The 12,210-nt window shown below is 54.8% G+C and carries 8 protein-coding genes; 6 read left to right on the top strand and 2 right to left on the bottom strand.

Annotated features, from left to right (window positions below; genetic code table 11):
- Positions 1–12 precede the first annotated feature (12 nt).
- Both ubiG and ACCI49_RS07645 read right to left on the bottom strand, forming a co-directional pair.
- Entirely contained in the window at positions 13–714 is a 702-nt protein-coding gene (gene ubiG / locus ACCI49_RS07640; protein WP_371838366.1) for a bifunctional 2-polyprenyl-6-hydroxyphenol methylase/3-demethylubiquinol 3-O-methyltransferase UbiG, read from the bottom strand.
- Between the two features lie 72 nt (positions 715–786).
- Entirely contained in the window at positions 787–2,112 is a 1,326-nt protein-coding gene (locus ACCI49_RS07645; RefSeq protein WP_371838367.1) for a TRZ/ATZ family hydrolase, read from the bottom strand.
- Positions 2,113–2,300: 188 nt separating this feature from the next.
- Between ACCI49_RS07645 and gyrA the strand changes: the two genes are divergently transcribed.
- The 6 genes from gyrA (at position 2,301) to rpsA (ending at position 12,107) form a co-directional block, all read left to right on the top strand.
- Positions 2,301–4,862 carry a DNA gyrase subunit A gene (gyrA, locus tag ACCI49_RS07650; RefSeq protein WP_371838368.1) on the top strand — a complete coding sequence of 854 codons (2,562 nt, stop codon included), beginning with the start codon at positions 2,301–2,303 and terminating at the stop codon, positions 4,860–4,862.
- 165 nt (positions 4,863–5,027) lie between these two features.
- On the top strand, positions 5,028–6,107 hold the full coding sequence (serC, locus tag ACCI49_RS07655) for a 3-phosphoserine/phosphohydroxythreonine transaminase (protein ID WP_371838369.1): 1,080 nt from the start codon (positions 5,028–5,030) through the stop codon (positions 6,105–6,107).
- Positions 6,108–6,153: 46 nt separating this feature from the next.
- Positions 6,154–7,257, top strand: coding sequence for a prephenate dehydratase (gene pheA, locus ACCI49_RS07660; protein WP_371838370.1), 1,104 nt, complete (start codon positions 6,154–6,156; stop codon positions 7,255–7,257).
- Positions 7,257–9,488: a bifunctional prephenate dehydrogenase/3-phosphoshikimate 1-carboxyvinyltransferase gene (locus tag ACCI49_RS07665; protein WP_371838371.1), complete on the top strand. Its 2,232-nt coding sequence runs from the start codon at positions 7,257–7,259 to the stop codon at positions 9,486–9,488. The genes pheA and ACCI49_RS07665 overlap by 1 nt, the downstream gene beginning before the upstream one ends.
- Positions 9,489–9,562: 74 nt before the next feature.
- Positions 9,563–10,252 (top strand): (d)CMP kinase, encoded by a 690-nt coding sequence (gene cmk / locus ACCI49_RS07670; RefSeq protein ID WP_371838372.1) that lies wholly within the window; start codon positions 9,563–9,565, stop codon positions 10,250–10,252.
- Between the two features lie 175 nt (positions 10,253–10,427).
- Positions 10,428–12,107: a 30S ribosomal protein S1 gene (gene rpsA, locus ACCI49_RS07675; RefSeq protein ID WP_371838373.1), complete on the top strand. Its 1,680-nt coding sequence runs from the start codon at positions 10,428–10,430 to the stop codon at positions 12,105–12,107.
- Positions 12,108–12,210 lie beyond the last annotated feature (103 nt).

Below are 12,210 nucleotides of genomic sequence, written 5' to 3' on the forward strand. Positions count from 1 at the left end.
TTTATCGTCCGCTTATTCGGGTTTGCCGGCATACATCAGGTAGTTAACATCAACATCGCGAGGGTTGAGCTTATATGAGCGAGTTACCGGGTTATAGGTCATGCCGGTGATATCACGCAGCTCCAAATCAGTTTCTCGTAGCCAGGCCCCCATCTCTGAGGGGCGAATGAATTTGCCGTATTCATGAGTGCCTTTGGGTAGTAAGCCTAGAATATATTCTGCACCCACCACCGCAAACAGCCAGCCTTTGGCTGTGCGATTAATTGTTGAGAAGAATAGGTGGCCGCCGGGCCTAACCAGCTTTGCGCAGGCGCGGATAACCGATGAAGGGTCGGGTACATGTTCCAGCATTTCCAGGCAGGTAACGATATCAAAGCTGCCAGGCATTTCTTCCGACAGATCCTCAACGGCCGTAAGGCGGTAATCTACATTGATACCGCTCTCCAAAGCATGCAGTTTGGCGACGTTAAGCGGCGCCTCCCCCAAATCAATACCTGTAACTTCCGCGCCCCTTTGCGCCATAGCCTCCGCCAGGATGCCCCCGCCACAACCGACATCCAGCAGTCTCTTGCCCGCCACTGATGCGTGCCCATCGATATAGTTGGCACGTAGTGGGTTGATTTCATGCAGCGGTTTAAATTCGCCTTCTCTATCCCACCAGCGGCTGGCGAGCTGTTCGAACTTGGCGATTTCTGCGGGATCTACGTTACTCATGAACTTCTCTGCAAACTCCGTCGCTAGTAGCCGGCAAACACCGGTTGTTGAATCACTTGGATCAATTCGCGCCTAGTGCGAATGGCCGGCGATTCTATCACGCCACAGTTTTGCTCGCTGGATTACCTCGGTTTCATTCAATGTTTGAAGTTGGCGCTGTTTTAAGAGCTGTCTGCCGGCCACCCAGACATCGCTCACATTGTGGCCTCCGCCAGTATAAATGAGCTGTGATATCGGATCATGCATCGGCTGTTGTTCCAGGTCGCCAAGATTGATGGCGGTAATATCGGCGCTCTTACCAACCTCAAGGCTTCCAGTAATATCCTCGATCCCCAGAGCGCGGGCGCCGTTGATAGTGGCCATGGCTAGGGCTTGGTGGGCGGGCAATGCGGTGGCTCGACCGCTGACAGCTTTCGCCAATAAAGCGGCGGTATTCGCTTCGGAAAATAGATCCTGGCTGTTATTGCTTGCGGCGCCGTCGGTACCGAGCGAAACATTGATGCCGGCATCGAGCATCTCGGTCGTGGGACAGAAACCCGATGCCAATTTCAGGTTGGAGGAGGGGCAGTGTGCAACATGAGCGCCGCTCGTGCCCAGCAACTCGATATCCCTCTCATTTGTTGCAACCATGTGTACGCAGAGAGTTTGTGGCCCCATCAGGCCAAGGCGTAATAGTCGCTCCGTAGGGCGCTCTCCACTTATCTCAAGAGCGGTTTCTACCTCATGATAAGTCTCGTGCAGGTGTATTTGCACCGGGACCTGGGCCTCTGCGGAGCATACAGCAATTTTTTCCAGGGTCTGGTCTCCCACCGTGTAGGGGGCATGCGGGGCGAATACTACTTCGATACGCTCATGGGCTCGATAATCGTCACGCAGAGCGAGTCCTTTGTGAAGTGCTTCTTCGCTGTGGCGGCTCCATGGAGTTGGTGCATCCAATACGGGAAATGCGATATGGGCCCGGATGCCACTCTCGCGTGCTGCGATAGCAACTGCCTCGGGAAAGAAATATTGATCGGAAAAAGTGGTTGTGCCGGATCTCAGCATCTCGGCAATCGCATGACGACTCCCATCTGCAACGAATTCCGGACCGACCCAGCGCTGTTCTGCTGGCCAAATATGCTGCTCCAGCCGCTCCTTGAGGGGGCAGTCATCAGCGTAGCCGCGCAACAGGGTCATGGGGGCGTGGTTGTGGGTGTTGATCAGGCCGGGAATCAGCGCGTGCTGGTCGAGGCTAATTTCCTGCCCTGCTTTGAAGCGTGCTTTGGCTTCAGTGGAGGGCAATAGTGCGATAATACACCCTTGAGCAATGGCTAGGGAGCAATTTTCGTACACTTTTTGCTCGGGAATCACTGGAATAATCCAGCGTGCGTGAATCAGTGTGTCTACGAGTTGGGGCATGGGCGCTTAGTGGCAGCGGTTAAAGTGGGTTTAACTTTAGCGGTAGAGCACAATTGCAGCAACCGGGGCCCGGAACAGGCTTATCGCCTTTTGGCCGTGCCCCTCCAACGGCGTCAAACTATGCTAGAATCGCCCGCTTATCCGGGCTCAGTACACATGCCCGCGCTATAAAAGGAACGCCGTAAGCCATGGGCGAATTAGCCAAAGAAATCTCTCCGATTAATATCGAAGAAGAACTCAAGCAGTCTTATCTCGACTACGCCATGAGTGTGATAGTCGGACGCGCACTGCCGGATGTACGCGATGGCCTCAAGCCGGTACACCGCCGCGTGCTCTACGCGATGAGCGAGCTTAAAAACGACTGGAATAAACCTTACAAGAAATCAGCGCGTGTCGTTGGTGACGTAATCGGTAAATATCACCCACACGGAGACACTGCGGTCTACGACACTATTGTGCGTATGGCGCAGCCGTTTTCTATGCGTTACACCTTGGTAGATGGCCAGGGTAACTTCGGTTCTATCGATGGTGACAGCCCTGCTGCCATGCGATACACCGAGATCCGTATGGACAAGCTGGCCCATGAGCTGCTGTCTGATCTCGATAAAGAAACCGTTAATTTTGTCGACAATTACGATGGCTCCGAGCAAATGCCGGAGGTTTTGCCTTCGCGTGTGCCGAACCTCCTGGTCAACGGTTCCTCCGGTATTGCGGTGGGCATGGCCACGAATATCCCTCCCCATAACCTGGGTGAGGTGATCAAAGCCTGTTTGGCATTGATCAATAATCCCGAGCTGACAGTCGACGACCTGATGGAGTATATCCCCGGGCCGGACTTCCCCACTGGAGCAACCATTAATGGCCGCGCCGGTATCCTGATGGCCTACCGCACTGGCCGTGGACGCATCTATGTGCGCGCCAAGGCGGATGTCATCCGCGATGACAAGACCAATCGCGAAACGATCATCGTTACTGAGATCCCCTTCCAGTTAAATAAGGCGCGCCTAATTGAGCGTATTGCCGAGCTGGTGAAAGAGAAAAAGATCGAGGGTATCTCTGAGCTGCGCGATGAATCCGATAAAGACGGCTTGCGCGTAGTGATCGAGCTGAAGCGCGGTGAGTTGGGCGATGTGGTTCTGAACAACCTCTATTCCCAGACTCAGTTGGAAAGTGTCTTCGGTATCAATATGGTGGCCCTGGTCGATGGTCAGCCCAAGGTATTGAATCTCAAAGAGCTGCTTGAGCACTTCGTTCGCCACCGTCAGGAAGTGGTTACCCGTCGTACGGTTTACCTGCTGCGTAAAGCGCGTGAACGCGGCCATATCCTGGAAGGTCTGGCGATTGCCATTGCCAATATCGATCCGGTCATCGAGCTGATCAAATCTTCCGCTACTCCGGCAGATGCTCGTGAGGCGTTGTTGGCCAAGGGCTGGCCAGTGGGCAATGTGCAGCAGTTCCTGGAGCGCGCCGGCGCAGATGCCTGCCGCCCGGACGACCTGCCGAAAGAATTTGGTCTCCGTGACAATGCCTACTACTTATCGCCGGCCCAAGCCCAGGCCATCCTCGAGCTGCGCTTGCATCGCCTGACCGGTATGGAGCACGACAAGCTACTGGCAGAATACCAGGACCGGTTGGAGCAGATTGCTGAATATCTGCATATCCTCGGCAGCTTCGAGCGCCTGATGGAAGTGATTCGCGAGGAGTTGGAGCAGCTGTCAAAAGACTTCGGTGATGAGCGCCGTACCGATATTGTTGCTTCCCGCCAGGACCTGACGGTTGAAGACCTGATCACTCCAGAAGATAAAGTGGTAACCATCTCCCATGGTGGCTATGCCAAGAGCCAGCCCTTGACCGATTACCAGGCCCAGCGCCGTGGTGGCATGGGCAAGTCCGCAACTCAGGTAAAAGACGAGGATTTTGTCGAACACCTGCTGATTGCCAATTCCCACGACACCATCCTGTGCTTCTCCAACAAGGGTAAGGTTTATTGGCTCAAGGTTTATGAGGTGCCGACTGCTGGCCGCGCCTCTCGTGGGCGCCCGGTGGTCAATATGCTGCCCTTGGAAGAGGGTGAGCGCATCAGTAGCCTGATGCCGGTGTCCGAGTATGACGAGGACCACTTTATCTTCTTCGCTACCGCTAATGGCACTGTGAAAAAGACACCTCTTACTGCCTTCGCTCGCCCGCGCAGTGTTGGATTGCGTGCGATTGAACTGGAAGAGGGAGATCGCTTGGTGGCTACTGCGGTTACCGATGGCGAGCGCGACGTGCTGCTGTTGACGAGTGCCGGTAAAGCTGCCCGATTCTCCGAATCTAATGTCCGCTCTATGGGGCGTGTTTCCCGCGGAGTACGGGGTATCCGTATGCAAGAGGGGAAACAGGTGATTGCCATGGTTATTCCTGAAGAAGGTGGTTCCGTCATGATGGCCACCGAGAATGGTTACGGAAAACGCACCGCCATAAGCGAATTCCCGACCAAGGGGCGCGGTACTCAAGGGGTAATTGCGATTGCCGAGAGCGAGCGGAATGGCGCTCTCGTAGGTGCCTGCCAAGTACACCCGGGAGAAGAGATGATGTTGATCTCTGACCAGGGAACTTTGGTGCGCACCCGTGTCGATGAAGTATCCGTTCTTGGGCGAAATACCCAGGGGGTGCGGGTAATTCGCTTAAAGAGTGGCGAGAAGCTTGTCGGCCTGGGGCGCATTGAGGAGGCCGAGGGTGAAGTTGACGAGAGTGGTGGGGCGGAGTGACCCACCCCGTTACCATCATAAAAGGCTGCGATTATCGCGGCCTTTCTTGCCTTAGGTAGCCTAAAAAAAGTCTGAAAGCGTGATAGCTGTCTCCCTGAAACGCAGTTTTTGCGTCCGCATATCTAGTTGTAATTGAAACCATTTTTAGTTTTTGGAAATCAGGTCATGAGGAAGTTTAATTTCTGCGCGGGTCCCGCCGCGCTGCCGGAACCGGTACTGCGGCAGGCACAACAGGAGTTGCTCGATTGGCGCGGCCTCGGCTGTTCAGTGATGGAAATCAGTCACCGTTCGCCAGAATTTATGGAGGTAGCTGAACGAGCTGAACGGGATCTGCGTGATCTGCTCAAGATACCGGACAATTACAAGGTGCTATTTCTTCAGGGCGGAGCTACTGGACAATTTAGTGCGGTGCCCTGGAATCTCTTTGGGGCTGGCTCCAAGAAAGCTGATTTTATCCACTCGGGCCACTGGGCTGCCAAAGCAATTAAGGAGGCCCGGCGCTACGGCCAAGTGAACGTGGTTGCTTCCAGTGAGGACCGAAATTTTAGCTATGCCCCGTCTGCAGATAGCTGGCGGCAAAGCCCGGATGCGGCTTACCTACACTATACCCCCAATGAAACTATTAGCGGTGTCGAGTTTGATTATGTGCCGGAGGTGGATTGTCCGCTGGTCGCGGACATGTCCTCGACTATTCTTTCGCATCCGCTTCCGGTGGAAAAATTTGGGGTGATTTATGCCGGTGCGCAGAAAAATATCGGCCCCTCAGGTATCGCCGTTGCCCTGGTTCGTGAGGATTTGCTGGATAGATCAATGGAAAATATCCCTCGCAGCCTGAGCTGGAAAGTGGCGGCTGATGCGGACTCTATGGACAACACGCCACCGACTTTTGCCTGGTATTTGTCTGGGTTGGTTTTCCAGTGGCTCAAGGCGCAGGGCGGTGTTGAGGCGATGGCAAAGCAGGCAGAACAAAAATCCGCTCTGCTGTACCGCTATCTGGATAGCAGTGATTTCTTCTCCAGCCCGGTGGAGAAGGGTAGCCGCTCTCGAATGAATGTTCCTTTCGTGTTGGCTGATGACAGTTTGGATAAGCAGTTCTTGGCGGAAGCTAAGGAAGTCGGGCTGTTGAATCTGAAGGGGCATCGCTCTGTGGGTGGTATGCGGGCGTCGTTGTACAACGCTGTGCCATTGGAGGCAGTGGAGGCACTTGTGAAGTTTATGGCAGATTTCGAGGCACGCCGAGCTTGAGTGGCCCATTAAATATTGATGACATCTAAACAAAGTAGATAGGCAAATGACAGAGGAAACTGTAAGTGGCGACCAGCACCTGCTGGAGCTGCGCAATCGAATTGACAGAATCGATGGCGAGATTGCCCGCTTGATCAGCGAGCGTGCCGGCTGTGCCCTGGAGGTTGCCGAAGTGAAAAAGGCAACTGGTGAAGATGCCCTTTACTACCGGCCTGAGCGTGAGGCCCAGGTATTGCGTCGGGCTATGGAGCGCAACTCGGGCCCTTTAACCGATGAGGAAATGGCGAGGCTGTTTCGCGAGATTATGTCCGCCTGCCTCGCCCTTGAGGAGCCGGTTAAAGTGGCTTACCTGGGGCCTGAGGGTACCTTTACACAGCAGGCTACCTTGAAGCACTTCGGTAATTCCGCCCAGAGTCGTCCGCTTGCGGCAATTGATGAAGTATTCCGTGAAGTGGAGGCTGGCGCTGTAAATTACGGCGTTGTGCCAGTGGAGAACTCCACCGAGGGGGTGATCAATCACACCCTGGATAACTTTATGAATTCCAACCTGAGTATCTGTGGTGAGGTGGAGTTGCGTATCCATCACCACCTGATGATTTCAGACGTAACCCGTCCGAAATCCATTACGCGCATTTATTCCCATGCGCAAAGCTTGGCACAGTGTCGCAAGTGGTTGGATGCCCATTATCCCAATGTGGAGCGGGTAGCGGTTTCCAGTAATGCCGATGCAGCCAAACGAGTTAAAGGTGAATGGAATGCTGCGGCGATTGCCGGTGATATGGCGGCAGAGCTCTATGGGTTGAAGGTGTTGTCAGAGAAAATTGAGGATCGTCCTGACAATTCTACGCGTTTTTTGATTATCGGTACGCAGCAAGTCCCCTCCAGCGGTGATGATAAAACCTCCTTGATGGTCTCCATGCGAAATGAGCCGGGCGCTCTGCACGACTTGCTGGAGCCATTCCGTCGCTACAATATCGATCTTACTCGGGTTGAGACCCGCCCATCCCAATCTGGTAATTGGACCTATGTGTTCTTTATCGACTTTAAAGGGCATCGTGACACCAGCGGAATTGCTGAGGCGTTAAAAGAAATTGGCGCCTGTGCTTCAGACTTGAAAGTGCTCGGCTCTTATCCCCGTGGTGTGCTGTGATGGGGAAAGCGCAAATTGGTCGACTTGTGGTTGTCGGGGTCGGCCTTATTGGCGGCAGTTTTGCACTTGCCTTAAAAGCCGCAAGTGTCTGTCGCGAGGTGATCGGCGTCGCGCTTGAGGAGAGCACCTGTGAGGACGCCGTGAGGCTTGGCATAGTCGATCGGGCCAGTACACGCCTTAAGGAAATATTGCCGCAACTGGAACCGGGTGATCTGGTTTTCGTGGCTGTGCCTACGCTCGCCGTTGAATCCGTGTTTTCTCAGATCAAAGAGTATATGCCAGCTGGTGTTACGATCACTGATGGTGCCAGTGTGAAGGGCAGTGTGGTCAGGGCGGCAGAAAGGGTGTGGGGTTGTGTGCCTGGCTTCCTGGTGCCTGGCCACCCTATTGCGGGTTCTGAAAAGAGTGGTGTGACGGCGGCACGGGATGACCTCTATTGCGATCACCGCATTATCTTGACCCCACTCCCAAATACCGGTGATGATCATTTGCGGCGCGTGGAGCAGGCATGGCAGGCTGCGGGTGCCGAGGTGCTGAAAATGCCCGTGGCGGAGCATGACGAGGTGCTGGCGGCAACTAGCCACTTACCCCATGTCATTGCCTTTAGCCTCGTGGACACCCTCGCCCACGATGCGGAAAATGAAAATATCTTCCGCTACGCTGCCGGCGGCTTCCGTGATTTTACCCGTATTGCTTCCAGTGACCCGGTGATGTGGCGTGACATTATGCTTGCCAACCGGGATGCCATTTTAAAGGCAATCGATCTCTACAGTCTCAATCTCTCCTCCCTGCGTGGTGCCATCGCCTCTGGCGACAGTGCGGCGCTTATGGGTGTATTTACCCGCGCCAAGGCGGCTCGGGACCACTTCACAAAAATGTTGGCGAAACAAGCGTACTCAGATTCTATGCAAGCACAGGAAATTACTTTTATCGCGCAGCCCAGTGGAGCTGTCAGTGGCCGTTTGCGGGTGCCTGGAGATAAATCCATGTCACACCGCTCCATAATGCTGGGCTCTTTGGCCGAGGGCCTTACAGAGGTGGAGGGTTTTCTTGAGGGTGAAGATGCCTTGGCAACCCTGCAGGCTTTTCGCGATATGGGAGTGGTGATTGAAGGGCCGTACGATGGTCGGGTCACTATTCACGGAGTGGGGCTGCGAGGTTTGAAGGCGCCGCCGGGATCGCTGTACCTGGGGAATTCCGGTACTTCCATGCGCCTGTTGGCGGGCTTGCTCGCAGGGCAGGATTTCGATGTGACGCTAACTGGTGACGAGTCCCTGTCCAAGCGACCTATGAACAGGGTTGCCAATCCGCTACGTGATATGGGGGCGATCATTGAAACTGGGCCCGAGGGTCGGCCGCCTCTTCTTATCAAAGGGGGTAGTCAACTTAGGGGGATTCATTACCCCTTGCCGATGGCCAGTGCACAGGTGAAATCTGCGGTGCTGCTCGCCGGTCTTTATGCCGATGGCGAGACGTCCACTGTGGAGCCGGCGCCCACTCGCGACCACACCGAGCGAATGTTGCAAGGGTTTGGATATTCCGTGGAGCGTAATGGGGCGCAGGCAACGCTAGGTGGAGGCGGTGCACTTAAGGCCTGTCATATTGACGTACCAGCCGATATCTCTTCAGCAGCCTTCTTTATGGTGGCGGCAGCCATTTCCCCTGGTTCGGATATTCTTCTGGAGCATGTGGGAATCAACCCAACTCGGGACGGTGTGATTAACATCTTGAGGGCTATGGGAGCCGATATTGAGCTGGTGAATATTCGCGAGGTGGGAGGTGAGCCGGTCGCGGATATTTCGGTTCGCTATACACCTCTGAAGGGCATTCGTATTCCTGAGGATCAGGTGCCCCTGGCAATAGATGAATTCCCGGCGCTGTTTATTGCTGCTGCCTGTGCAGAGGGGGAAACGGTGCTGACAGGAGCCGAGGAGCTGCGAGTTAAAGAGAGCGATCGTATCCAGGCAATGGCAAATGGATTGGCTGCGCTGGGGGCGGAGGTTAGGACAACGCCCGATGGCATTGTCATTCAGGGGGCTCAGGAGGAGGCCGTATTCTCTGGTGGAACCGTCGACAGTCTTGGTGATCACCGTATTGCCATGGCATTTTCGGTGGCATCGTTGCGTGCAAAGGATACAATTCGCATCCTTCATTGCGCCAACGTGGCGACCTCCTTCCCGAACTTTGCCGAGCTGGCGACTGGTGTTGGCTTGAAGCTACAACTGGCCTAATGGCCAGGTGCGGTATGAAGGTTGGCGCTACTGGTTTGCGCGGCTAATTGAGAAGTAGAGTTGTAAAGAACGATATGAGTGATAAGAACAAGCTGCCCCCAGTGGTTACAATTGATGGCCCGAGTGGTTCCGGCAAAGGCACTATCGCCAAGCTTCTGGCGGACCGTTTAGGCTTTATCCTGCTTGACTCCGGTGCGTTGTATCGGGCTGCGGCCCTGGCTGCTCTGGATAAGTCGGTGGATCTGTCGGATGAGGAGGCGCTCACTCAGGTGGCGAAGTCCCTGGATGTTCACTTTGCGGTTAACGGGGGGCAGTTGCGTGTGGTGCTTGAGGGGCGTGAAGTTACAGATGACATTCGTATGGAGAGGGTGAGTATGGCCGCCTCATCGGTGGCTGCAATTCCTGGAGTGCGTGCGGCGCTGCTGCAACGTCAGAGGGACTTTCGTATGGCGCCAGGCTTGGTGGCCGATGGTCGCGATATGGGGACAACGGTATTTCCCGATGCCCCGGTCAAGGTGTTTCTGACTGCCAGCGCTGAGGAGCGCGCCAGAAGGCGCGAGGCGCAGTTGCGGGAGAAGGGGGTTTCTGTTAGCCTCCGCGACCTGCTGGAGGACATCCGTGCCCGTGATGCACAGGATATGAACCGAAAGGCCTCTCCCCTGGCTCCCGCTGAGGACGCGGTTGAGCTCGATAGTACTGGGGTCGATATAGAGGAAGTCTTACGGCGGGTACTGGCGCTGGTGCAGGCGCGAATCCAATCCTGAAGGCGCGATAACCAGTATTAATCAGTTTTCTAACGATAGCGGCCGGGTCTTGCCAGAATTGCCCGGCCGTTGTTGTAATCCGACCCGCGTGCTGGCAACGCGGTTGGGGTCACGGCTGGCGGTTGACTAAACTCAACAGTTACCAACGGCTGGACCCAGCACTATAGGTAATGTAATGAGCGAGAGCTTTGCTGATCTATTTGAAGAGAGCCTGAAAAGCGTCGAAATGGCACCGGGCGCTATTGTAACTGGTGTTGTAATTGACGTAGACAAAGACTGGGTAACCGTTCACGCGGGCCTGAAGTCTGAAGGCGTTATCCCTGCCGCACAGTTCGCCAACGACAAAGGCGAAGTTGAGCTGCAGGTGGGCGACGAAGTGCAGGTTGCCCTGGAAGCTGTTGAAGACGGTTTCGGTGAAACCCGTCTGTCCCGTGAAAAAGCCAAGCGCGCTGAAGCCTGGAAGATCCTCGACGCAGCTCACGCAGCTGACGAAGTGGTTAAAGGTGTTATCAGCGGCAAGGTTAAGGGTGGCTTTACTGTCGACGTTGCCAACATCCGCGCGTTCCTGCCCGGCTCTCTGGTTGATGTTCGCCCGGTTCGCGATACTGCGCACCTGGAAGGTAAAGAGCTCGAGTTCAAGGTCATCAAGCTGGATGCCAAGCGCAACAATGTTGTTGTATCCCGCCGTGCAGTGATGGAAGCTGCGACTTCCGAAGAGCGCGAAGCACTGCTGGCCAGCCTGCAAGAAGGCATGAGCATCAAGGGTATCGTGAAGAACCTGACCGACTACGGTGCTTTCGTAGACCTGGGCGGTATCGACGGCCTGCTGCATATCACCGATATGGCTTGGAAGCGCATCAAGCATCCGAGCGAGATCGTGAACGTTGGCGACGAGATCGAAGTAAAAGTACTGAAGTTCGACCGCGAGCGCAGCCGTGTATCCCTGGGCCTGAAGCAGTTGGGCGAAGATCCTTGGGTATCCATCAAGCAGCGTTACCCGGAAAACAGCCGCGTGAAGGCGGTTGTAACCAACCTGACCGACTACGGCTGCTTCGCCGAGCTGGAAGAAGGTGTGGAAGGTCTGGTACACGTTTCCGAAATGGATTGGACCAACAAGAACATCCACCCATCCAAAGTTGTCCAGGTGGGCGACGAGGTAGAGGTGATGATCCTGGATATCGACGAGGAGCGTCGTCGTATCTCCCTGGGTATCAAGCAGTGTCAGGAAAATCCGTGGGATGCCTTCGCGCGTAAATTCGCTAAGGGCGACAAGATCTCCGGTAAGATCAAGTCCATCACTGACTTCGGTATCTTCATCGGTCTCGACGGCAGCATCGACGGTCTGGTGCACCTGTCCGACATCTCCTGGAACGAAGCTGGCGAAGAAGCTGTTCGCAAGTTCAAGAAAGGCGACGAAATCGAGACTGTTATCCTGGGTATCGATTCCGAGCGCGAGCGCATCTCCCTGGGTATCAAGCAGTTGGAGTCCGATCCCTTCTCCGACTACGTAACTACCAGTGATCGTGGCAGCATCGTAACCGGTACTGTTAAGGAAGTGGATGCTAAGCAAGCGGTAATCACCCTGGCGAATGAAGTTGAAGGTGTTCTGCGCGCTTCTGAAATCAGCCGCGACAAGGTGGAAGATGCTCGCAACGTCCTGAAAGAAGGTAAAGAAGTAGAGGCTAAGATCACCAGTGTGGATCGCAAGAACCGCGTGATCAGCCTGTCTATCAAAGCCAAAGATCAGGATGACGAGAAGCAAGCCATCAAGGATCACAGCAAGAAGCAGTCTGAACAGGTTCAGCCTGCAACTATCGGTGACCTGATCAAGGCGCAGATGAACAACAAAGACTAATCACTTTTGTGTGTTCATAGCTCCAGATGAAGCGTTTGGAGCGACTCGAAAGCCGGACTGGGGTTGCCCAGTTCGGCTTTCTATTAGATGATTGGTGCTCTAC

Origin of the sequence: Microbulbifer epialgicus, assembly GCF_041447265.1 — a bacterium.
In the GTDB taxonomy this organism is placed as follows: domain Bacteria; phylum Pseudomonadota; class Gammaproteobacteria; order Pseudomonadales; family Cellvibrionaceae; genus Microbulbifer; species Microbulbifer epialgicus.